The organism is Alistipes provencensis (assembly GCF_900083545.1).
Taxonomy (GTDB): domain Bacteria; phylum Bacteroidota; class Bacteroidia; order Bacteroidales; family Rikenellaceae; genus Alistipes; species Alistipes provencensis.
Genome location: NZ_LT559262.1, coordinates 558,700 through 581,234, shown reverse-complemented (window position 1 = coordinate 581,234; position 22,535 = coordinate 558,700). Strand labels below are relative to the sequence as shown.

The following is a 22,535-nucleotide window of genomic DNA, read 5'->3' as shown; positions in this document are numbered from 1 at the left end:
TTGGCCGTCAGGCAATAAGTCGGTATATTTGGGAGTTGTTCATGTAAAAGCCGAAGCTATGAAGAAGTCGATCTTGCTGATATTGGCCGCCCTTGTCGCCTTTCCGGGCGCGGCGCGGAGTTTCACCCGGGCGGAGCAGGTCTGCGAGGTGCAGCGGGAATCCGGACGGCGTCACCGCGGGTATGTGAAGGACGATCGGGCGGTCTGGTACGGAGGTCGCAGGGTCGAAGGGGCCGTGCCTTCGTCATTTACCGACCTCGGCAGAGGTTACGGCAAGGATAATTGGAAAGTGTTCTATGCCGGCCGTGAAGTGAAGGGCGCCGCAGTCTCGTCGTTCGCCGTTCTCGGCGGCGGCTATGCCAAGGACAACTGGACGGTCTTCTATTGCGGCCGGAAGGTGGAGGGTGCCGCGGTCTCGTCGTTCGAGAACCTCGGCCAAGGGTACGGCAAGGATAATTGGCACACCTACCTGCGCGGGAAGCGGCAGGACAGCCTCTCGCAGGTGGAGGATATCGGCGGAGGGTACGGCAAGGACCCGTGGTCGGTCTGGTACCGGGGCCGCAAAGTCGAGGGGGTGTCGGCTTCGTCGTTCGCCAGTCTGGGCGGCGGGTACGGCAAAGACCCTTGGAAAGTGGTCTTCGAGGGCCGTGAGGTGAAGGGTGCTGCGGCTCCGTCGTTCGAGAATCTGGGCAAAGGCTACGCGAAGGATGCGTGGAAGGTATACTACCGGGGCGCGGTGATTCCCGATGCTTCGCCGGGGTCGTTCGAGGTGCCGCAGAGACGGTAAAATCGTCCGGCTGTTTTCGTACAGGGCTTTTCCGCAGGGGAAGGTCCTTTTTTTCGGGCACTGTTTTTGTTTTCTCCGGATAAAATATCGGACGGATGAACAGACTGAAACCCCATCTGGCCCTGTTGCTGTGCAACATCGTCTGGGCCATGGACTACCCGTTTTACAACTATGTACTGCCGCGTTACATCCACCCGATGGCGCTGGTTTCGGCATCGCTCGTGGCGACGGCTCTGCTGTCACTCGTGCCGCTGCTGTGGCAGAAGGCCGAGAAGGTCGACTGGGCCGACGGCCGCAAGCTGATCGGGGCCGGGTTGCTGATCGGCGTGCTGCGCAAGGTATTCATCATGTACGGGCTGTCGATGACCTCGCCGATCGACGGTTCGATCATCGACACCATCGTGCCGCTGCTGGTCTTGGTGCTCTCGGTGGCGCTGGGGATGGACCGCTTCACGAAACTCAAGGTCGCGGGCTTGGTGCTCGGAATGGCGGGAGCCGTGGCGGTGGTGCTGGCGGGAGCCACGTCGGCCCATGCGCACTCGCACTTGTGGGGCAACGTGATGATCTTCCTCTGCGCCTGCGTCACTTCGTTATATATGGTGTGGTTCAAGCGTCTGATCGCCAAATACCGCATTACGACCGTGCTGCGCTGGGCTTACTGTGCCGCGGCCGTCATGGCGCTGCCTGTCGGCATCGGGCCCATCGTCCACACCGATTTCGCGGCCATCGCCCGCCATGCCCTCTTTCCGGCGCTGTTCGTGCTGGTCGTACCCACCTACCTGCCCAATCTGATGCTCAACTATGCCCTCAAGACCGTTCCGGCGACCGTGTCGAGCATCTACACCTATTTGCAGCCGGTGCTGGCGATCGCCATTTCGATCGGGATGGGGCTCGACAAACTCCATGCGGACACGGTGATCTTCGCGCTGGTGATCTTTGCGGGCGTGGGGCTGGTGCTCCGCTCCTATGCCGTGAAGCCGAAGCATCCCGCGGGCTTAAAAAGCCCGTCTTAAAGGCTGCGGCAGCAGTTTGCACCTCGGGGCATAATTCCTGCTGCCCCCCCCCCTCCGCGGCGCAATCAAAAAAAGAGCTTTCCGAAACCGGAAAGCTCTTTTCGTATGAGATCGATTCGCGTTACTCGGCAGCGGTGACCGTGAACTTGATCGTAGCTTTGACCTCCTTGTGCAGACGGGCGGTAGCCTCGAACTCGCCGACGGTCTTGATGGCGTCGACGCTGATCTGCTTGCGGTCTACGGTGATGCCCTTGGCGGCGAGTGCCTCGGCCAGATCCGTTGCGGTAACCGTACCGAAGAGTTTGCCCTCCTCGGCCTTCACAGCCAGCGACAGCGGCAGGTTCGAGATCGTCTCGGCCAGTGCCTGTGCGTCGGCAAGGATCTTGGCGTCCTTGTGGGCGCGCTGGCGGAGGTTCTCGGCGAGAACTTTCTTCGCGGAAGCCGTGGCGGCTTTGGCGTAGCCCTGAGGAATCAGGTAGTTGTTCGCATAACCGGGCTTGACGGTAACGATGTCGTTGGCGTAGCCCAGATTCTCCATATCTTTGATCAGAATAACTTCCATGTCTTGTCCTCCTTTTAATTATTTCATGCAATCGGTTACGAAGGGCAGGATGGCGAGGTGGCGCGCACGCTTCACGGCCTGTGCGACCTTCTTCTGGAACTTCTGCGAAGTACCCGTCAGGCGGCGGGGAAGGATCTTGCCCTGCTCGTTGAGGAACTTTTTGAGGAACTCTCCGTCCTTATAGTCCACATACTTGATGCCGAGTTTCTTGAAACGGCAGTATTTCTTCTTCTTGACGTCTACCGATACCGGATTCAGGTAACGGATCTCCGACTGTGTCTTGTTTTCCTGTGCCATGGTTTACTCCTCCTGCTTGTTAGAAAGTTTAGCACGACGCTTCTCCGAGTACTCTACGGCGTATTTGTCCTGCTTGAAAGTTAAGAAACGGATCACGCGCTCGTCGCGGCGGTACTGCGTCTCGAGCGTGTTGATGAGCGAGCCTTCGCCCGTGAACTCTACCAGGAAGTAGAAACCGGTGGTCTTTTTCTGAATAGGATAGGCGAGCTTGCGAAGGCCCCACGACTCCTTGTTCACGATCTGACCGCCGTTTTCGGTGATGACACCCTGGAATTTGTCAGCGACCTCCTGCACCTGTGCATCGGACAGAACCGGCGTGACAATGAAAACGGTTTCGTAATTGTTCATAATCGTTTAATTGGTTAATTATTCCCTTTTCGGGACCGCAAAGATAGGAAGATATTTTGGAAATGAAAAATTTGCGTCGAAAAAATTGGCTGTTTTGGGAATGTCGATTCATTTTCCTATCTTTGTGCAACATATTGACAAACACGGAAAGTGTAAGTTTATTCCCTCAGGATGAACGTAGGAAATTCACTCGAATTGGGAATAGGCATGCATCTTACCGCGTCGTATCCGTATTTTGCGGATATAGGCGTGGGAGTTGATGCTTATTTTAAATTCAATGGTATCCTACGACCTATCCTGATGAAATAAGTTTTCGGCACCACGCTTTCTTTTTTATTTTGTCGCCGGGGTGCGGGCGGCGCAACCTAAATTTTTATGGACCAATCTTTATCTTTATCAGGGGACTCCGTTCCGCGCAAAGCGGGGACCCGGCAAACTGTCGCGGCCGTGCTGTTCGCCGTGTGGATGATCTGGAATGTGCTGTCGGTGCTGGGACTGCACATTTATCTGCTGCAAGAGGTACTGCCGGCTTCTCCCGTTACCGAATTTGTGATGTCGGCTGTTACGTTCCTGTTCCCGATGGCCGGTTTCGCCATGCTGATTCCGGGTGCTGCGAATAGGGCTACGAAAACGGCAACAGTGTTGTTGTCGGTCGGATATGCATGTATCGTGCTGTGTTATGCCGGGTGTGCGTTGTCTCTGTCCGCTGCGACCGGAGATATAACGGGGGTGCAAATCGGACAGATGTATGCATATCGTGGATTGACTTCCCTTGCTTGTTCGATCATATGGCTTTTCGCCTTTTCGGTGATTCTCCGCAGTAATGCGATCGAATCCGGCACGGCTTCGTGGATCGGGCTGCTGCTCGTAGATGCAATGATTACGCTGGTCGGGGTGTTATTCGGTGTTGTCGTTATCGGCATAGGGCCGGGGGAGCATCCTTTCGGCTCGCTTCCCGGAATGGTGTTTCGGGTCGTATGGGATGTGCTTCTGATCGGCGCGTATATCCGGTTTGCCCGCTGTGCTGCCTTTTCGGGTGCGGGAGAGGATGCTCCGCAGGGAGTTTATTCGCCGCTGAATAAATACATGGCAGGAATCGTCGTCGCTTCGGGGGTGACGTTGGCCGCCCTGTGGGCCGTGTACCGCTTTGCTGCGCCGTGGCTGCGCACGTTGTGATGTTCAATCCTTAAAAAATGAGATGATGAAAAATAAAATGACCTTTTTCGGGGCGCTCGAACGAAAAATCTGGGGCGACAAGATAAATGCCAATCCTTATTTCGCCACGCTGTCGATTCTTGCCGTCATGCTGGCCGGAGCCGTTTCGGGCGGCGGGCGTTTGTTTTACGAATGGTTCGGATGGGATATGGCGATGAACAATGTAGCCATGGCGGCCCTCATCGTGTGGGTCTGGGGATATGACGTGGCCGAGTCGATCGTTGCCGCCGAGGACTGGAAGACGGCTTTGGGGCGGTCGTTGCTGTTGTTGCCGGTGCTGATTCTGGCGTTTGTGTTCGGGGCGGTCGCTTCGGTCGTGGTGATATGTCTGGTCATTCTCTGGCTGGCGCTGATGTTCATCAGCCATGCCTTGTCGAGTTCTGGAGGGCGCTCGAAAAAACGGTCGGCAGACGGTTCCGGTCCCGAGCAGTACGGTTATGACGAAAACGGCTCGCAGGTTGTCATACGCAACGAAGGCGGCGGGTATGGCCGCGACGATTACGGCCGCCGTTGGAAAAACGAAGGCGGTTCCAAATGGAGTAAGGACGAATAGTCCGGTTCGGATTAAATGTAAAAACACCGCTCCTTTGGGGCGGTGTTTTCGTATGTCGGTCGGTGTGTCGCAACGGGCCATCCGCTATGGGATAACGGTCGGACGCATGAAAACCGCTTCTCAGGCGGGGTCGGGGAACCCCTGCGCCTTGAGTTTTATCTCGGCGCCGTCGGGCGTCACGAGGTAGCAGCCCGTGGATTCGGGGGTGATGTGGCCGATGACGTCCACCAGCCCCGACTTCATGATCTGTTCCTGCATCGACAGGGGAACCGTGAAGAGCAGTTCGTAGTCCTCGCCGCCGTTCAGCGCCGCAACGACCGGGTCGGTGTGCATCTCCTCGGCCAGCGACGTGGTCTGCTTGGCGATCGGGATGCGCTCGAGGTAGATGCGGGCCCCGCAATGCGACGAGCGGCAAATCTGCATCAGGTCGCTCGAAAGTCCGTCCGAGAGGTCGATCATCGCCGTCGGGACGAGTTTCTCCGCCGCCAGCGCCTCGACGATGTCGGTGCGGGGGCGCGGCTTCAGGTACTTTTCGAGCAGGTATTCGTACCCCTTGAACTGCGGTTCGGGGTGCTGGACGTCGGCGAGCACCCGCTTTTCGCGTTCGAGCAGTTGCAGGCCCATGTAGGCGGCTCCGAGGTTGCCGGTGATGCAGATCAGGTCGTTCTGCCCGGCGCCGCTGCGGTAGACGACCTTGTCTTTTTTGGCATGGCCCAGCGTGGTGACGGTGATGACCAGCCCGGTCATCGAGGCCCGCGTGTCGCCGCCCACGAGGTCGACGCCCTGTTCGTTGCAGGCGAAGGCGATCCCTTCGTAGAGGTCCTGCAACGCCTCGACGGGCAGTTTCGACGAGACGCCGAGCGAAACGGTGATCTGCGCCGGGAGGGCGTTCATGGCCAGAATGTCGCTGATGCCGGCCGTCACGACCTTGTAACCCAAATGTTTGAGCGGGAAATAGGTGAGGTCGAAATCGACACCCTCGTAAAACGAGTCGGTCGTGCAGAGCACCGCTTCGCCGCGCGCCGGGGCGATCACGGCGGCATCGTCCCCGACCCCCTTCATCGTGGAGGCGTTTTTGGCGGAGAAATCCTTGGTCAGCAGGTCGATGAGGCCGAATTGTCCGAGCGAAGCGATCTCGGTGCGCTTTTTCTGGTCCATAGTTACTGAAATTTTTTACAAATTTAGGGAAATCCTGTTATTTCCCCAAAAAATAATGTATTTTTGCCCGGTTCAATCATCATAAAAAGGGTTAGTTATGATAAATATCGTCTTATTCGGCGCTCCGGGGTGCGGCAAGGGCACGCAGGCCCAGCGTCTGAAAGAGCACTACGGCATCGACCATGTTTCGACCGGCGAGGTGATCCGCGACGAGATCCGCCGCGGCACGGAGCTGGGACGCAGCATGGAGGAGTACATCCGCGAAGGTAAACTGGCTCCCGACGAGATCGTCATCGGCATGATCGAGCATTATGTCACCGAGCACATGAACGCCCGCGGCTGCATCTTCGACGGGTTCCCCCGCACGACGGTGCAGGCCGAGGAGTTCGACAAAATCCTCGCCAAACACGGCTTGCAGGTGGACATCATGGTGGACATTCACGTTCCGGAGGAGGAGCTGGTGCGCCGCATCCTGCTGCGCGGCAAGGACTCGGGCCGCGCCGACGACGCTTCGGAGGAGGTGATCCGCGGCCGGCTGGACGTCTACCGCATGCAGACGGCCGTCGTGTCGGAGTACTACGCTGGGCAGGGCAAGTATGCCTCGGTGAACGGCACCGGAACGATGGAGGAGGTATTCGGCCGCATCGCCGACGTGATCGGCGGACTGAAATAACCGGCGCGTCACTCCGGGAAAGACCTTGTTCGGGAACGGCTGCGGCGGCCGTAGCACTCGCGCTGCCGCAGTTACCTCGAGCGGTGAGTAGTTTAACCATACTGGCGCCCTCGGGCTGCGCAATCCGCGGATGATTGGATTCGGGATAGGCAACTGCGCGACTTTCCGCGCCGCTGCGGACAATGCCGCCCGCGGCATTGTCCGCAGCCGGTTCGTTACCCTGCAGGGCGAGACCCCGGGGCCGGAGACGGCTGTTAAACGACTGTTGGAGGAGTTGGAACGATAACCCCGCCGGGCGGGGATGGCAAAACGAAGGCCGGAACATTTGTTCCGGCCTCGTTTGTCTTTGCGCCGCGGCAGATTAAAGCGCGTTCACATGCAGTTGCATGGCGCTCTTCAGATTGCCTGCCTTGTTCTTGTGCACGATGTTGTGCTTGGCCAGCTTGTCCAGCATGGCGGTTACCTTCGGAAGCAGGGCCTCGGCGGCGCTCTTCTCGGTGGTTGCGCGCAGGGCCTTCACGGCATTGCGGGCCGTCTTGTGGAACAGCCGGTTGTGGGCACGCTTCATGGCGGTTTGGCGAATACGCTTTTTCGATGACTTATGGTTTGCCATAATCCGTTAAATTTTATTTTTTACTTTTTTAAGTTCTTGCTTGTCCGCGAGCCGTGGCCGCGTTCGGATAGGCCCGAAGCCCGCTCCTGAAAAGTAATTTACCGTCCGTCATCCCGGTTTTTACACCCCGGATGCCGTTTTTCGTAGCCCATAGGAGAGTCGAACTCCTCTTTCAAGAATGAAAATCTTGCGTCCTAACCGATAGACGAATGGGCCTTACCGCTATCGCACCGCCCGTTATGGCGGTTACTTTAGCGGTGCAAAGGTAAGCAAAAAAGTGACTTGTACAAAAAATATGCTGAAAAATTGCGGATTTTTTGTCCCGGAGCCTGCGGATGCCGCGTCGGGCGGCTCTGCACCGGGGGTCAGCGCAGGCGGATTGTCCGTGTTTCGGGGTCGAAGCAGGCGTTCTCGCCCGAGAAAAGCCGCTCGATCAGGCCGCTGCGGGCCATCGCGTCGGCCGGGAGGTGGTGGAGCGACGGAGTGTCGATCAGCGCCACCGAGTCACAGAGCGAGAGTGCGATGTCGAGGTCGTGGGTCGAGAAGAGGATGCATTTCCGCTCCTCGCGGGCCAGCCGCCGGAGCAGCGTCGCCAGCGTGTAGCGGTTGGGCAGGTCGAGGAAGGCGGTCGGTTCGTCCAGCAGGATGACGGGGGTGTCCTGCGCCAGCACACGGGCGATCATCACCCGCTGGCATTCGCCGTCGGACATGCGGTCCATCGTCTTACGGGCGAAATCGGACATGCCCACCAGTTGCAGCGAGCGTTCGACGACGGCGCGGTCGGCCTCCTGCATGCGTCCGATCCAGTTGGTATAGGGGGCCCGTCCCAGCGCCACGACATCCTCGCAGGCGAGGTTGGCGATGCGGACCCGGTCAGTGGTGACGAAACCGACGGTGGTGGCCCGCTCGTGGGGAGTGAGTGCTGTCAGCGGCCGGCCGCAAAGCTCGATGTTTCCGGCAGCGGTGGCGCCCAGTCCGGCCAAGGCCCGCAGCAGGGTGCTTTTACCCGTACCGTTGCGGCCGATCAGGGCCGTCAGCCGTCCCTGTTCGAACGAGGCTGAGACGTCTTCCAGCAGCGTGCGGCTGCCATAGGAGAGGGCGATATGGTCGAGGCGGATGCTCATGGTCAGAAGATATTGCGGTTGCGGACGACGACGTAGATGACGACCGGAATGCCCATCAGGGCCGTGATGGTGTTGATGGGCAGGGCGAGGAGCTTGGCGATGAGGTCGCAGACGAGCAACAGCGCAGCACCGGTGAGCATCGAGGCGGGCATGAGCACGCGGTGGTCGGCCGAGGCGAAGAGCATGCGGGCGAGGTGCGGCACGGCCAGTCCGATGAATCCCACGGGCCCGCAGAAGGCGGTGACGGTACCGGCGAGCAGGACTGTGGAGAGGAAGATCAGCGTGCGTGTGCGCTGGACGTTGAGCCCCATCGTGCGGGCGTAGTTCTCGCCCAGCAGCAGCAGGTTGAGCGGTTTGATGACGGCCACGGCCAAGACGAGTCCCGCCGTGACGACCGGGAGCAGCAGCGCCAACTGGCTGGCGGTGACGTCGCCGAGCGACCCCATGGTCCAGATGACGAACGACTTGAGGGCCGATTCGCTCGACAGGTATTGCAGGATCTCGACCACCGAACCGATGCCCGAGCCGAGCATCATGCCGAGGATCAGGATGACCATAATATCTTTGATACGGCGGCTGACGGCCATGACGATGCCCAGCACGGCGGCCGCGCCCAGCCACGCCGCTCCGGCGATGCCCAGCGACTGGACGAACGTGTGTCCGGCGATGCCCAGCAGGGGGGCGCCCAGCAGGAACAGCGCCACGCCGAGCCCTGCGCCCGAACTGACGCCCAGCACATAGGGGCCTGCCAGCGGGTTGCGGAAGAGGGTCTGCATCTGGAGGCCGCTGGCGGCGAGTGCTGCGCCGGCGAAGAGTGCCGTGACGGCTTTTAGCAGGCGGATTTTCAGGATGATATCGCTCGCCGAGGGGTCGCATGCGCCTCCCGTGAGGGCCGCCCAGACATCGCCGAGGGGCACCGCGACCGAACCGACGGCGAGGTCGGCGATGAAGAGTGCGGCGGTGAGCAGCGTGAGCAGGGTGAAGAGGAGGGCGGTGCGCTTCATCGGTTGTTCTATATAATAATATAGTCGAAGCCCGAAACATGGGCCGGGGTGCAGACTTCGGCCGCGAAGCCGCTCGGGGAGTGCTTTGCAGGGCCTTTGCATCCGGCCGCGAAGGCCGCGGCGAGGAGTTGTATGAGACGCAGGAATGGTTTCATTTCCGCAAAAGTAGAAAAAAATCTTGCAGAAATATGGTTGTTTTTGAAAAAAAGACTATATTTGCAGTCCCAAAGCGAAGGGTTTCGGCCTTTTGCAGACGGAATCGGGGCGTAGCTCAGTCCGGTTAGAGTACACGTCTGGGGGGCGTGTGGTCGCTGGTTCGAATCCAGTCACCCCGACTTATCGAAAATCCTTGATATTCAATCGAATGTCAAGGATTTTTCTTTTGTGGTATATAGCCGAAAAAATGGCGGTGGTACACAAGTGGTACATAAATGGTCGCTATCCAATAGATTTAGACTCAAAGTTTTATTGCCGAATCATATCTTTCTAAAATTTATCACCTATATTTGTATTTAAATAATAAATAGTATCATTGCATTATGGGGACATTTGCTGCAGACCTTGATTTGCTTATACAAGCAATCCAAACTGTTTCTTCAACCAAAAATTATTGGTTGATTAGAACGCAATCAGGGAGTTTATATGAGACATTTATTGATAATAACTATATCTCACTTGGACATAAAGAAGTATCTATAGAATTCTTGAAGGCCCAGAGAAACGTATATAAAACCAATGAATCATTGGTAATAAAAGAAATAAGACAAAAGATACAAACGTATCATGCTTTAGATGAGAAACCCTTGGATAAAAGAAAGATTTCTCTCATTGCATCTCAAATCGTACGATTTGCATATGATATTAAAATTGGAGATGTAATTATCATACCATCTTTTAATTCTGATAATGTAAGTTTTGGTATTATAGAAAGTGAACAATGGGCATATTCAGATTATAATAATGATAAAGACAATTCTTTGTTAAAGAGACCTGTAAGATGGATCAAAGAGGTTCGACGAAAGGAGTTAGACCCCTACTTATATCGAATGTTTACGGCTCATCACGCTGTTAATAAGGTTAATGACTATGCAGAGATCATTGAACGATCTGTCAATGATTTATTTATACTTGAAGATGAGGCTCATTTTGTAATTAATGTTGGATCAGATACAATTGCGGCTAAAAATCTATTTGGATTGGGGGCTAGTCTAATGGAAATATTGGATGAGATATCCGAAAAATTTGTTCTGGGAATTAGTTCTGACGATTTGGAGGTCACCATTAATATTAATAGCCCCGGTAAGATTGATATTAAATCTAAAGTAAAAAAGACCACAGTCGTATTTGGCTTAATATTGTTATTATGTGGTGGAGGCTATGAAGCCGCAGATGGGACTAAATTGGCTACGGATGGTCTTCCGGGTATAATTAAAACTATTGATGAATATTTGAGCCACCGCCAAGAACGAGAATTAAAAGAAGATATTTTTACCACTTATAAAGATAGTTTACAAATTAAGGATCCCGAAGATATACTCTTGCTATTGAAACAGGTTAGCGAAAACAAGGATGTTGCTAAATAGCTTATGAATGGTATTATCAATATAGTATCAGTAATAGCTGCGTTTGGCTTTGGTGTGGGATGTTTATACTTATTGATGGACACAACAATTGGTCGATTAAAGCTATTTCATTCTGATTCTGACCTGTTTGGTTTTCAGATAAAAGATTTGGTGTTTTTAGTTCTGGCAATAGTGCTCCTATTATCTAATTTTACGTTTATTCGGCCATTATAGATTTCATGAACGGGCAAATATGGTATTGATTACTCTTCGATGATGGCTTTGTTGTTAAGTATTTGGTTGCTGGGTGGTTGCTGTATTTGGACCTATATAGTCGCTCTAAACAGGCGGATAATGAATTTTATTGGTTTTATGGCTATATGAGTTGTAATTGCATCGCAGTATCTTCTGTCGGGACGAAATAAAATGGGGCTGTCTAATAGATTCCCGAAATTGCAAATCACCCCCGCCAGAGCGTTGTCTGACAGGGGTGAAATGCTTAAAATCGGACTTGTTAGACAGCCTCTTGCAAATTTACTCTGCCGATGTCCCGATCAGCAACAGAATCGAAAAGTCGGTTTCTGCCAGTTTAGCATCCGTGCCGCAGCCCCAGACGATATTAACCTGCGGTGCAAATTCGTGGATAACGGTTAAGAGGCTGCATAGGTCGTCGAAACTTATTTCCGAAACGGGATGATAGCTTACTTTTACAATCACGTCGAGGTCGGCTTCGATGTGCAGGGCTTCCAATTCGGTGCGGAGTTGCTCCGCCAAAACGGGCATTGCACTCTCGACCGTAATTAGGGCGCAAGATGCCGCGTTATTCAAAATGCGGTCGAAATCGTTTTGGACGATTTGCACCATGTCGTCTTCCGATGGGCTGAATTGGGCATCGAGGTAGCGTCTGATTTCTTCTTTGTTTTTCATGCGATTTTGTTTTTGGGTGATACTTCCGGCTATGAGTACGCAGGCCGATTCAGCCGCTATGTACTGGAGACCATCATTGCTGCTTGCTTATTTAAGCCCTATACATTGGCTCGAAACAGGCGGATAATGAATTTTATTGAGTTTCCGACTACATGGGCTGTAATCGCGTCGCAGCATCTTCCGTCGGGATTTAACAAAGCGACCTGCCGGGTTGCGGCAGGTCGGGACAACTAAGAACGGTCGGGATAAAGATTCGGAAAGGATGTGGATAACAACTTACAACTATGCGCTTTATCCGCGACCGGGATTATATACGAAGGGAAAATTATGATGAAATATGCAAGATTATTTAATATTATAATGTTCTTTGTATTTGGCTTGCAATACCTTAAATACTTCTTTGTAGTCGGTGTCTTCTGAAACCAGTTTTATTCCGTCTTTGTCTCGGAAACTTGCTGTTACCATCATATCAGGAGCTTTCAGCGTGAAACTCCATGGATAACAGAAATCTTCGGCATTGTCTCCGAAGTCAAATATAATATTAAACGGACTTGTGTTGTCCAATCCAATACATTCTAATACGACGGTGCTATTTGCTGAATATTCCTTTGCGGTCTTCGTATTTCGGACAGTGAAAAGCATACCTGTTCCAGCAATGTTGGCTATTCCCATAATAGGATAACCTGCTTTTTGGGTGAAGAAGAACTGCATATCGAATCCCCTCCGGGAGTTTTGATCTGTAATTGCTTTCGTACTCTCTTTGAACGAGTAGAATGCATTGTCGATTGCCAGAGCATACCCCTGCACATTCGTAGTTTTTGCCTTTTCTTGCGCTTCTACAAAGAGGCACATTGCCAACCCCATAAGGAGTAAAATAATTTTTTTCATGATTGTTTGTTTAAGGTTCGTTAATTTCTTTACGATAAAAACAATGCTCCTAAAGATATGATTCCGAGAATGGGTAGTAATAATGTGAGAATTAAGCCTACGATAAATAGAAAAATGGCCTCTCCAGCGCTGAATACCCGGCAAAGAGCTAGAATAATGAGCGCAATGAAATAGCCGATGAAATTGAAGAAGATAGAAGCCACTATTAGCACGATTAGTCCCAATAAAGACCATAAACAACCGCCTCGATCTTCTTTCTTCTCCTGTTGAACATTGATAATGTTTTCATTGTGTGTCGATTCGGTTGGGCATATCGGATGCCCGCATTTAAGACACGCCGGGGCATAGCGGGAGACCTCCGTGCCGCAAGCCGGACAATGAATTAAAAGAGGTTCTGGTTCCGATTCTTCGGCAAGGGTTTCTTCCGAGGCTTCTTTCTTCAAAGTCATTTTGGGATATTTCTTTCTTAAGTACATAAATCCTATGATGAACAACAGAATGACGATGATTGACCCCATAATGCCGTATTCACCGAAATATTCCTGTATAAAGGTTGGTGCTGATTCCTCCATAGTCTAATTTCTTGGTTGTGTCGGTTTTAGTTTATAGAATGTAGGTTCAATATCCGTTATATAACTCTCTCGAAATTTTAGCCCGAGTAGAAAAAGATTGGTTAAGGATACGCTTTTAGCAATAGTTTCTGCCCCGCCAGAACGGATGCCTTCATCGACCCCAGCAAGGTAATAGATAAATCCTATTGGACAAGCCGTATCGAAATCAGAGCGATTGAAATAGATATTTGAGAATACGTCACCTCTGGTTGATAACATCTTCCAAGTGGCGTATGGGTCAACCTCGGCGATTCCATCAGAGAAAACGCCATCGAGATAATCATCCCATTCCACGCCGCACGCCTCTGTCAAGTTCTTGAAACTTTCATATGATCTTTCGGCCATGCTCAATCCCTTTACCAATCCGCTTTCATAAATGTCTCTGAAAATTATCCATATCTCTGTACGGTCAATTGTTGTTGTATCTTGCTTCTGAATATTTATTAGGTCTTCAATATTCGTATTGTTACAAGGTTGAGCAACGGACTTAGGTTGGTTTAAGTTGCAGCCGATGCAGAATAATACAGCAGTTAAAGAGAAGATAAAACGAGATAATTTCATAGTGGATATAATCTTTTAATATAAGGAGGTTAATTTCCCATCTGTAAAAACCAAAACCGAATATTTGGGCGTTGATGCACCTACGCTGTCGGCAAATCCCATCAGTAAGGCTAAAGCCATTGCTTCTTCGCCGGAAAGTTGTGTCATCGCTGCGGCGACTTGCATGTCTTGTTTGTCCTTATTGAAAGTCCATGTTTCAACCCTATGCCCGGATCGGATGCTTTTTCCTATATCGTATGATTTCATGTCAATTATCTCCTGACACATTTGTTGGGTCATACCGAGTTCAAGTTTTCCTTGATAAAGAAGTGAGCCGTATCGTTGACCATATTTTCGGACGAATGTTTGCTTTTTTTGTTCTTCAGTCTGATGTTTCTGCTTTTCATCTGCGAGTTTCTGAGAATCGGCGCGAGCTTTTATTCTTTGCCACCGTTCTTCTTGCTCTTGTTGCCAAGCTTTTTCTTTTGCGCGTTGTTTTACTTCAATCGTTATTAGTTCTTCCTTAAGTTGTGATGGATTTTTGTCGAACGTAAAATACTTATAATAATTGGACGATAGTTTCCATGTTTGGTCTTTAACGCCATTGTTATATGTCATTTTTCCCGATATTGGAATAATCCCATCCTCTCGATTTCGAAAACGAAGTGCTGCGCCTTCAAAAGAATCTCCATTATTCCAAAAGTATTTTATATTGAACGATTCTTTGGAGGCATTATAATAACCTACATTCAAATATTCTTGACAACCATCCTTCCCTATTTTCCAATGAAAGCCGTCGTGATGAACAGGACCGATATATTTATTGCCATTTGAGAAATAAATAGTTGCATTATGTGTTTTGATTTCTTCAAATTGTTGCATAAAAGATGATAATTGTCTCCATACATGGGATCTGTTATTTCCAACCCGTTGAGGAGTCATTCCTATGAAAAAATCATCAAATTCAGTTTTCGCACCATTGATAGTCCCGCTCAAATGTAACTTAATCATCCATTCATAGGTCGCTGTCTTTTTTGATATTGATTTGCCATTAGTGGTGTATATTGTTCCATAACAGTCATATGTCCCGTTGATCCGGCCTTGGAATGTTTGATTTTGGGGAGAATATCTACCGTCTAATTTTACCGTATATGCGGCAGTTATATAATCGAATTGGACGGGGCCGTCTGTTAATAAGCCCTTTTCAAAATTTCCTGTTATTGAGAGCGTTTTATATCCGTTGAGTTTATAAACTACGGTGGATTCTTTGGCTTGTATGTTTATGTAAAAACAAAGCGTTAATGTAAAAAGTAGTAATCGTTTCATGTGATAAATTTTAGCGGTTATTTCGCTGCTTAACCTAATTTCCTCCAAAGCGAAGTCGGGGTTTCTTCTCCGTTCATGTTGGTAGACGTAACTTCTCCGATCTTTTCAATCTGCAAGGCCCTGCTGTTGTGACCGAGATAGATTCCTATACGGTTTGCAATAATAGCATTCCGATTCCGGATGTCGCCTTCGTCAGCATGTGCGATCAGCATACGTTCGTAATAGTCTTTGAAATCTTGCGGAAAGGGATTGGTGATCCGGTGCGAGTCAAAGGTAGGTTCGGCGATGTTCTCGTAAATGTACTTGTACAACGCATCGTTACCTAATTCTTTGAGAATCGAGTAGGCTGTAATTTTCTCCATGACGGTAAGTGTTTGCGCCACCCAGCCCCGATTTGGCATGATTACAAAAAGAAAGTGTGGAGCTGCCCGGTTTATTCGAATAGAGGTTCTGGAATACCTTTGCTGAAATAAACTGACACAAGACCCCACACCTGTATAGTATGGGGATTATATCTCGCATACCAATACAAGTGATGAGTGCCGTCGTTTACCCTCAGCAAATTGAATTTTCCAGATTCCTATTCGAGGTTAAATCGAAACACTTTCACCAATATACGCCGCTTGCGCGACAAGACAAAGGTAAAAAAATATTTCGTAATTGACGACACTCATCGGGGCCTTGTTGTGCAAATTTCGCCAAACATGCTTTCGGGTATTATCTACGCAGGGATGCAGATATAATAAAAAAGCCGGAACCCCTTGATAAGGCTCCGGCTCCGCGTGCGGGACGGCGGGCTACTTGAATGTTACCCCGTGTTTTTTGCAAATCCATAGGAAGGTCTCGATCCCGATTTTGCGGCTCCGCAGACATTTGGCGAACTGCTCGTCGCATTCGGTCGGGTAATACTTCTTGGAGTGCATACTGACCAGATGGAATAACCGCAGCCCCTCCTCCTTGCCGTATTCGTGCGCCAAGGCGCATCCGATGCTGTACCAATCGTGGTAGGCGTCTGTGATATCCTTTTTCTCTTTGCGGATTTTGCCGACTAATTTATAGACCTTTTTATCGAGCAGCTCCTTTTCCCGGGCTGTCCGGACTTTGGTTCTGGCCGTTCTTTCCACGAGCACGCCCCGATAAGGATTGGCGTGCGGATTAATGTATGGGTAGGCATCGTAACTGGCTCCCCGCAAGCGGCAGATGTCGCAACACCCTTGGTCGGCGACGAGCTCTGTTTTCTCGTAGACCTCCCGAACCAGCGCATCGAACTGCGCCAGGTGCTTGTCCGGGTAAGCGATGCGGAAAATCAGGCACAGGCCATTCCCGCTGATTGACATGCCTGCATAGAACAGGCAGTCGAAGGTCTTGGCGAGGAGCTTCTTCTTCTCGAACCACTCCGGCCCGAATACGCCGTTGTCTTTGTGGTCTATGTCGATACATATGAAACCGCTGTGCTGAACCAGCCCGTCACGGCTCCGGGTCTTGAATATTCCGCTCGGGGTAATGCAAGGAAGGTTGCGTTTAATCCGTTGGCGGACCTTCTCGTTGGAGGTCGTGCGAAAAGCGATGACTGATTCCTTGAATTTGGCAGTCTTACACCACTTTATCAGGTCGACACAGCCGAGGGGTTCTGTCGCGTAATAGTTCTCGAATACGGAGACCCTGATCGGAGGGAGTTCCGAGGGATTCGAACCGACTGTTTGTCTTTCTGTGTATCCATTATTATATTCGTTTTCTTTCATGTTAGAATTATCTTTTAAGGGCGACCTATTCATATTGTATATCGCTGAATATTTGTAAATTGCCATTTTCTTTGTCTTCAGTTTTTGTAAAAAAATCGTTGAGTTCTTCGTCGTTATTCTTTTTGGTTGCTTTCTCCTTGTACTTTTTTTGCCGTTTCCGTTCGTTGGCGTTCAGCTGGGGGCGGATTATTATGAAAATTCGCTCCTGCTCCCCTTTGAGATCCGTCGGTTCCTCGCCGTAAAAGGCATATTTCATAATCACATCATAGAGGTGTAATCTTGCCATGGGCTTCATCGAGGCCAGTGCTTCATAAAAGCTACGGTAGAAGATGAGCCCTTCACGGGGCGGAATCTCCGGGTCGAATACGGGCTTGGTTGTTGTTTTTTCGTGTTTCATAATGAATACTTTTTTAATTGTTTTATTTTCTGAATGTTTTCCTGTTCGATTGTCGGGTGCGATTCACTCTGCAACCAGTCGAGAATCTCCTCACGGTTAAAGTAAAGCTTACGGCCTTTATGCTCCGGTTTGTGGAACGGGATCTTTCGTTCACTTGTGAGTTTATAGACCGTAGAGATACTGTACCCTGTAAGCCGGGCAAGGTCGGCAGCTGTCAGCACCTCTTTGTCCGGAGCGCGGCTCGGAGTTAGATGTCCCATAATTTTGTCGATTGATAAAATCTCTTTCAACTGTCCTACCGTCAGCATTGCGATCGGAGTGTCATCAGTAATTTTTGTCATAATCATATTGTTTTAAAGTGTGTTTCTATACTGAAATATGATAATGGAATATACATGGAGCCTAAAATGAAAGTACCCCTGCGAGAGAGCTATTCCGCAGGGGTACTTAATGACGATGATGAATTTAATGAACGATTACAGCCCGTATAGGTCAATGAGAATGCTCGGTATTGCTGGGCGTGTAAATAGAGGGGTCTGAATATGAGGTCTCGAAAGTTTATGTCGTCTTCATCCGTGCTTTCGAAAAGCCGCCTGAGGGTCGTGTATATCCGGCGCATGGTCTGATCCGAGGTGGCTCCGATCTCCTGCTTTATGGATTTTATGGATAACAGATGAGGTAGCTGAAACTGGGGGGAAATGACTCTTGCAGAAATAAAACAGCGTGCCGGTATAGAGCCAGTATCGGATGTCCGTCCGCGTCCCCTGAAAGACGGTTCCCGTGAAAACGGAGATGGTCTTCCCGCATTGCGGGCAACGCAATAGCAGCGGATTTCTTCTCCTCAAAGGTCGTGTGAGCCGGATATTACAGTCGGGACAATAGGTCGAGTGCCGTTCTGTATAGTAGGCGATGGCCCTCGTTTCATCCGGAAGTAATGCTGAAAAGGCTTGATAGCTGAATGGAATTTTCATCGTAGTTTATTTTGAATCGTATATTTGTGCTAATAGCGTAAAAAGGCGAGCTGAATTAAACCGCGACGACGGCTGTTAGAGAACTTTCGCCGCCTCGTTGATCACGCCGTTGTCGAAGCTATCGAGGTATATGTTCGTGGTCTCCAGATCGGCATGGCCGAGCATCTGTGAAATCACTTCGCGCGGAATGTTGTTGCGTTGCAAGGTCATGGCCGCCGTATGGCGCGAAACGTAGCTCGTCAGGTGGAAATCGATTCCGAGTTCCTCGGCGAGCAGGCGCAGGTACTTTTGATACTTGCTGTAACGGGCCCGAATGTGCATGTAGAGCCGCTCGCCCGTATAGCCGGAGCGGGTGACGATCGGCAGCAGGAAATCGTCCACGGTCGGCGAGGCCGCTTGCAGGCTCCCAATCAGTTGCCGGATCGCAGGCGTGATTTTGATAGAAATCGGTTTGACCCCTTTCTGCCGTTTGATCTTCTGCCTCTTGTAAACGATATAGTCGCCGTCCTCCATCTGTTTGATATGGGCGGCCGTGAGCATCGCCATGTCGATGAACGAAATGCCGTAACAATAGTAGGAGAAAAGAAACAGCTTGCGGGCGTATTCACATGGTGGATTGCTGGCCGTGGTGCTTTTGAGTTTCGACAACTCGGCGGCAGGCAGGTAGCGTTTGGCGGTCGTCTCTTCGAGTTTGGAGACCTCGAACCCGCCCCGTCCGAACGGATAGGTCGCCGCCGAGCCGACGCCCTCCGCATTGGCCCGGTTCAGAATGGCCCGTAACGCTTTGAAATAGAATCTGCGCGTATTGCCGCAACAGCCCCGCTTTTGAAGGAACATATCGAATCCCCGGACATAACGCAGGTCGATGTCGGAGAAGAGTCGCTGATCCAGCTTCCGGTCGTAGCTTCTCAACATGTCCTGCGTCTGCTTATAGGTCTGGGAGTTCCCGATATGCCCCGTTGAGTGCAGTTCCGCGATGCGGTCGGAGAAATAGGCGTTGAATTTCCCTTGCTTGGAGGTGTTCAGAAAGGCGTCCTCGAACTGGTTCAGCGTCCAGTCGATACCTTCGATCTCGAAACGCTCGACGATCTCGCGGGCGCGGACCTTGTATTTTGCCAGCAGCGCATTGTCGGCCTCGCGCCGTTTGTTATCGGCTTTCTGCTCGGCTCCTTTCAGGTTGCGCAGGATGATGAATTGCTCGCCGGCTTCGTCCCAATATGCTGGGTCGGCGTAGAGATCGAGCGCGATATATTTGCGCCGCTTGTTTTTGGTGATACACAGCCTGACGGCATAACGGCCGTTGCGGTCGGCTTTGTCGTGGCGACGGGGGAATCGAATTGAATGTGCCATTCTATCTGCATTCGCGTTAATAAAAAGATGATTGCGCCACCGACATTGCGTTACGAGCTATGAGTTACTTGCAATAGAATGGCAACAAACTATCTTAGCACTAACCGTATACGCGGGATTATCGATTCCAATTATACGATTACAGAATAACTCGCATGTGGCATTGCAAAAATAGAACGGCAATTAAGGGATTCCAAGTATTTTAAAATTTTGTATCCTGAATTTTGAAATTAGAAGCTGTTTAATCGCAATAGATACAGATAGTTGTGTGTCCTGAATTTGTTGTTGAGTTTGAATAATTCGGATGTGTCGATTTTGATTTTGGATGAAAATAATTGCAATTTTTGGATAAAATTGACTTTTGTGTCGAAGAGGCTGTTATTAGGATTTTTGAAAGTTGTGCAGAAGATAGTCTGAAAATTGCTACCTTTGTTACGAAGTATGCCGAAACTCTATATCATAGCGGGTTGCAACGGTGCAGGGAAAACGACTGCATCCTATACCGTGTTGCCTGAAATGTTGGGATGCCGGGAGTTCGTCAATGCCGACGAGATCGCAAAGGGACTATCGCCGTTCAATCCCGAAAGCGTGGCGATCGAAGCAGGACGGCTGATGCTGCAACGAATGGACGATCTTTTGTCCGAAGGCGAAGATTTTGCGTTTGAAACGACGTTGGCGACCCGCTCCTATGTGAAATTCGTGGAGCGGGCGCAGGCGAAAGGCTATTTTGTGACGTTGCTCTACTTTTGGTTGCCGACACCCGAACAGGCCATCGAGCGTGTTGCGACACGAGTAAGCGAGGGCGGGCACAATATTCCGTCGGATGTGATTCGGCGGCGTTATGCGAACGGCATCAAGAATTTAACGACCCTCTATACCCCGATTTGCGATTTTTGGACAATCTACGACAACAGCTCGCCAGACGAAGAGATTAAAATAGTTGCATCGGGTGAGAAGAACATAACAATTCATGTTGAAGACGCGTTATCCTATAAACTGATTACGAATTATGAGCGAGATTGAAATAAAACAAATGCAGGAGAAAATCAATGCAGGGATTTTGCTTGCCCGAAAGCGTCTGATTGAAAAGACCAAGAAGGAGGACGGCGAACTGGTTGTTGTGCGCGACGGAAAGGTCGTGCGCATCAAGGCCCGCGATCTGAAATAGGAATTTTGGGTCGGTTGTCCGAATGAATAATCCCCGGCATCCGAAAATGCCGGGGATTCATTATTTCTTTATGAGATCGTCTATGTATATTCAACGCATCGGCTTAAGTTATTCTAAAATTAGAATTTTAAAAATAAATATATTATTGTATATTAGAGGACTTTTTCATAAATAAAGGTTAGAATATGTGCCCTCGAGTAATGGTTGCATGAAAGGATATTTAGAATGTCATCATGATATACTGAATATAATATGATAGCTGAGAGGCGGTGTTAAATGGAGATTTATTATTTCATATACGATATAAAATAGTGTGCGCTATAGTCTGTTAGTGTTTTTATATAAAAATTATTATGTCACAACAAATTATTTCTAAATCGGCTATTGATAGGGCAGGGAATATTCTTGCTAAAGAAAAATTTAAGACATATGAAGAGTGGATAGCTGCAGATAAGATTTTTGACGATTTTAGGCAAGCACATTTGCAGCCATTAACATCTACAACTATTGCTATTCAGAACTGGTTTAGGTCAGATAACGCTACATATATTATAGTTCAAAGATTAAAACGGAAACCTCAAATTTTAAAAAAATTGAGAAGGTTGAATACTCGTTTGACTCAGCTCCAAGATATTGGTGGTTTGAGGATAGTTGTTGATCAAAATAGTGATGTAGACCGACTTATTGAATATATTACAAGCAAATTAAAACAACAAACATCTATTGTTGTAAAAAGAATTGTGGATTATCGACAAAAGGGAAGGGATGATTCTGGATATAGAGCTGCTCACATTATAATGGAAAGAGATGGAGTGTCATTGGAACTCCAGATTCGAAGTCGTATACAACATTATTGGGCTGAATTGATAGAACGAACTTCTGTTATATATGGCAATGTTATAAAAGAGCTTGAAGGAGATAAGATTGTTATCGATTATTTTAAAGAACTTTCAAATTTGTTTTATTTGATAGAAACAGGTCAGCATCCAGATTCAAATCAAAAAATAGATATTGAACGTAGAAGAATAGAAGCTGAATCTATTATTAATGAATCTGATACAAGGAATATTCTGTCTGGATATGTAAATGAGGGCCTTGTTAAAACATTAGTTGACAAAGAAAGGCGAATCGGAGAATCGAATTTTAATAACTGGGTGTTTATTTTTAATTGGAATCAAGGAATATTCGTAGATTGGACAATTGTAGGTCTTAATCCGGATGAAGCCATTAAGAGCTATGTTGAATATGAGAATAATTACCCCGCAGATAAAGGATTTGAGGTTGTTTTAGTTGGAACGTCCTCTGTTGCTAATGTACGAGAAACTCATAGTCATTACTTTGGACTTGCTCAAAGAACAAATATATTGGAGACATTAAATGAGTCTATTGTTGGGTTTTCCAATCAAATGGATATTGATGTGGGCGCGCGCCAAATCTTACAGACTATGGAACGTCGGCGTTATTGGGAAAGTAAAAGTATTTCGATAGATACTCTTAAGAATCATTACTGCCAAGATGTTCTTACTTTTGAGCAATCGTTAAACACATTGATTGAAAAAGAATTAGTTCAAAAAGTGTCTAATAAGGTTGTGTCTTTAAATATAAAGAAAAAGGCGGAAATTAGTTCCTATTTATAGGAATAAATCATGTAATGCGTGGAACACAAGTGGAACACGCGAAATCGCAACAACTCCCGATAATGGCAA

Annotated in this window: 27 protein-coding genes and 2 tRNA genes; 10 read left to right on the top strand and 19 right to left on the bottom strand. The window is 49.4% G+C overall.

Features of this window, described 5'->3' with window-relative positions; genetic code table 11:
• Positions 1-58 precede the first annotated feature (58 nt).
• A complete protein-coding gene (locus BN5935_RS02555; RefSeq protein WP_064974710.1) occupies positions 59-787 on the top strand; it encodes a DKNYY domain-containing protein in 729 nt (242 codons plus the stop codon).
• A 95-nt stretch (positions 788-882) separates the two neighbouring features.
• Positions 883-1,800 carry a DMT family transporter gene (locus BN5935_RS02550; protein WP_064974709.1) on the top strand — a complete coding sequence of 306 codons (918 nt, stop codon included), beginning with the start codon at positions 883-885 and terminating at the stop codon, positions 1,798-1,800.
• A 121-nt stretch (positions 1,801-1,921) separates the two neighbouring features.
• Here the strand turns inward: BN5935_RS02550 and rplI are convergent, their stop codons facing one another.
• From rplI to rpsF, 3 genes are read right to left on the bottom strand one after another with little or no spacing between them, the layout of a single operon-like run.
• On the bottom strand, positions 1,922-2,362 hold the full coding sequence (gene rplI / locus BN5935_RS02545; RefSeq protein ID WP_064974708.1) for a 50S ribosomal protein L9: 441 nt from the start codon (positions 2,360-2,362) through the stop codon (positions 1,922-1,924).
• A gap of 18 nt (positions 2,363-2,380) precedes the next feature.
• Positions 2,381-2,659, bottom strand: a complete 279-nt coding sequence (gene rpsR / locus BN5935_RS02540) for a 30S ribosomal protein S18 (protein WP_064974707.1) — start codon at positions 2,657-2,659, stop codon at positions 2,381-2,383.
• Positions 2,660-2,662: 3 nt separating this feature from the next.
• Positions 2,663-3,007: a 30S ribosomal protein S6 gene (gene rpsF, locus BN5935_RS02535; protein ID WP_064974706.1), complete on the bottom strand. Its 345-nt coding sequence runs from the start codon at positions 3,005-3,007 to the stop codon at positions 2,663-2,665.
• Positions 3,008-3,382: 375 nt separating this feature from the next.
• Between rpsF and BN5935_RS02530 the strand changes: the two genes are divergently transcribed.
• The gene (locus BN5935_RS02530; protein ID WP_064974705.1) at positions 3,383-4,183 is read left to right on the top strand and encodes a hypothetical protein; all 801 of its coding nucleotides are present in this window, start codon (positions 3,383-3,385) and stop codon (positions 4,181-4,183) included.
• 25 nt (positions 4,184-4,208) lie between these two features.
• Positions 4,209-4,775 carry a hypothetical protein gene (locus tag BN5935_RS02525; protein WP_147625758.1) on the top strand — a complete coding sequence of 189 codons (567 nt, stop codon included), beginning with the start codon at positions 4,209-4,211 and terminating at the stop codon, positions 4,773-4,775.
• Positions 4,776-4,895: 120 nt separating this feature from the next.
• Here the strand turns inward: BN5935_RS02525 and thiL are convergent, their stop codons facing one another.
• Complete coding sequence (gene thiL / locus BN5935_RS02520) at positions 4,896-5,933, bottom strand: thiamine-phosphate kinase (RefSeq protein ID WP_064974703.1); 1,038 nt, start codon at positions 5,931-5,933, stop codon at positions 4,896-4,898.
• Positions 5,934-6,030: 97 nt separating this feature from the next.
• Between thiL and BN5935_RS02515 the strand changes: the two genes are divergently transcribed.
• Entirely contained in the window at positions 6,031-6,606 is a 576-nt protein-coding gene (locus BN5935_RS02515) for an adenylate kinase (protein ID WP_064974702.1), read from the top strand.
• Positions 6,607-6,967: 361 nt separating this feature from the next.
• Here BN5935_RS02515 and rpsT read toward each other — a convergent pair whose 3' ends face one another.
• The 5 genes from rpsT to BN5935_RS15065 all read right to left on the bottom strand — a co-directional run bounded on the left by rpsT (position 6,968) and on the right by BN5935_RS15065 (position 9,502).
• Entirely contained in the window at positions 6,968-7,219 is a 252-nt protein-coding gene (gene rpsT, locus BN5935_RS02510; RefSeq protein WP_064974701.1) for a 30S ribosomal protein S20, read from the bottom strand.
• Between the two features lie 144 nt (positions 7,220-7,363).
• Positions 7,364-7,435, bottom strand: a tRNA-Glu gene (locus BN5935_RS02505).
• 149 nt (positions 7,436-7,584) lie between these two features.
• Positions 7,585-8,343 carry an ABC transporter ATP-binding protein gene (locus BN5935_RS02500; RefSeq protein ID WP_064974700.1) on the bottom strand — a complete coding sequence of 253 codons (759 nt, stop codon included), beginning with the start codon at positions 8,341-8,343 and terminating at the stop codon, positions 7,585-7,587.
• A gap of 2 nt (positions 8,344-8,345) precedes the next feature.
• Positions 8,346-9,347, bottom strand: coding sequence for an iron ABC transporter permease (locus BN5935_RS02495; RefSeq protein ID WP_064974699.1), 1,002 nt, complete (start codon positions 9,345-9,347; stop codon positions 8,346-8,348).
• An 8-nt stretch (positions 9,348-9,355) separates the two neighbouring features.
• On the bottom strand, positions 9,356-9,502 hold the full coding sequence (locus BN5935_RS15065; protein WP_157377872.1) for a hypothetical protein: 147 nt from the start codon (positions 9,500-9,502) through the stop codon (positions 9,356-9,358).
• A gap of 105 nt (positions 9,503-9,607) precedes the next feature.
• On the opposite strand from BN5935_RS15065, the gene BN5935_RS02490 reads away from it, so the two are divergent.
• A tRNA-Pro gene (locus BN5935_RS02490) sits at positions 9,608-9,682 on the top strand.
• Between the two features lie 204 nt (positions 9,683-9,886).
• Positions 9,887-10,930, top strand: coding sequence for a hypothetical protein (locus BN5935_RS02485; RefSeq protein ID WP_064974698.1), 1,044 nt, complete (start codon positions 9,887-9,889; stop codon positions 10,928-10,930).
• Positions 10,931-11,443: 513 nt separating this feature from the next.
• Here BN5935_RS02485 and BN5935_RS02480 read toward each other — a convergent pair.
• The 10 genes from BN5935_RS02480 to BN5935_RS02430 form a co-directional block, all read right to left on the bottom strand.
• On the bottom strand, positions 11,444-11,836 hold the full coding sequence (locus BN5935_RS02480; protein ID WP_064974697.1) for a hypothetical protein: 393 nt from the start codon (positions 11,834-11,836) through the stop codon (positions 11,444-11,446).
• A gap of 345 nt (positions 11,837-12,181) precedes the next feature.
• Complete coding sequence (locus tag BN5935_RS02475; protein WP_147625757.1) at positions 12,182-12,724, bottom strand: hypothetical protein; 543 nt, start codon at positions 12,722-12,724, stop codon at positions 12,182-12,184.
• Positions 12,725-12,753: 29 nt separating this feature from the next.
• The gene (locus tag BN5935_RS02470) at positions 12,754-13,296 is read right to left on the bottom strand and encodes a hypothetical protein (protein ID WP_064974695.1); all 543 of its coding nucleotides are present in this window, start codon (positions 13,294-13,296) and stop codon (positions 12,754-12,756) included.
• 3 nt (positions 13,297-13,299) lie between these two features.
• On the bottom strand, positions 13,300-13,896 hold the full coding sequence (locus BN5935_RS02465) for a hypothetical protein (protein ID WP_064974694.1): 597 nt from the start codon (positions 13,894-13,896) through the stop codon (positions 13,300-13,302).
• Between the two features lie 15 nt (positions 13,897-13,911).
• Complete coding sequence (locus BN5935_RS15060; protein ID WP_147625756.1) at positions 13,912-15,201, bottom strand: hypothetical protein; 1,290 nt, start codon at positions 15,199-15,201, stop codon at positions 13,912-13,914.
• 29 nt (positions 15,202-15,230) lie between these two features.
• Entirely contained in the window at positions 15,231-15,563 is a 333-nt protein-coding gene (locus BN5935_RS02455) for a hypothetical protein (protein ID WP_064974692.1), read from the bottom strand.
• A 435-nt stretch (positions 15,564-15,998) separates the two neighbouring features.
• A complete protein-coding gene (locus BN5935_RS02445) occupies positions 15,999-16,943 on the bottom strand; it encodes a PriCT-2 domain-containing protein (protein ID WP_235820984.1) in 945 nt (314 codons plus the stop codon).
• Positions 16,944-16,968: 25 nt separating this feature from the next.
• Positions 16,969-17,340 carry a DUF6291 domain-containing protein gene (locus BN5935_RS02440; RefSeq protein ID WP_064974690.1) on the bottom strand — a complete coding sequence of 124 codons (372 nt, stop codon included), beginning with the start codon at positions 17,338-17,340 and terminating at the stop codon, positions 16,969-16,971.
• Positions 17,337-17,681 (bottom strand): helix-turn-helix domain-containing protein, encoded by a 345-nt coding sequence (locus tag BN5935_RS02435; RefSeq protein ID WP_064976806.1) that lies wholly within the window; start codon positions 17,679-17,681, stop codon positions 17,337-17,339. Before BN5935_RS02435 ends, BN5935_RS02440 begins: the two co-directional genes overlap by 4 nt.
• 705 nt (positions 17,682-18,386) lie before the next feature.
• Complete coding sequence (locus BN5935_RS02430; protein ID WP_064974689.1) at positions 18,387-19,661, bottom strand: site-specific integrase; 1,275 nt, start codon at positions 19,659-19,661, stop codon at positions 18,387-18,389.
• Between the two features lie 441 nt (positions 19,662-20,102).
• On the opposite strand from BN5935_RS02430, the gene BN5935_RS02425 reads away from it, so the two are divergent.
• From BN5935_RS02425 to BN5935_RS02420, 3 genes are all read left to right on the top strand, one after another.
• On the top strand, positions 20,103-20,684 hold the full coding sequence (locus BN5935_RS02425; protein ID WP_064974688.1) for an ATPase: 582 nt from the start codon (positions 20,103-20,105) through the stop codon (positions 20,682-20,684).
• A gap of 10 nt (positions 20,685-20,694) precedes the next feature.
• Positions 20,695-20,829 (top strand): hypothetical protein, encoded by a 135-nt coding sequence (locus tag BN5935_RS15630; protein ID WP_259872899.1) that lies wholly within the window; start codon positions 20,695-20,697, stop codon positions 20,827-20,829.
• 353 nt (positions 20,830-21,182) lie between these two features.
• Positions 21,183-22,466 carry a RelA/SpoT domain-containing protein gene (locus BN5935_RS02420; RefSeq protein ID WP_204244881.1) on the top strand — a complete coding sequence of 428 codons (1,284 nt, stop codon included), beginning with the start codon at positions 21,183-21,185 and terminating at the stop codon, positions 22,464-22,466.
• Positions 22,467-22,535: the final 69 nt, after the last annotated feature.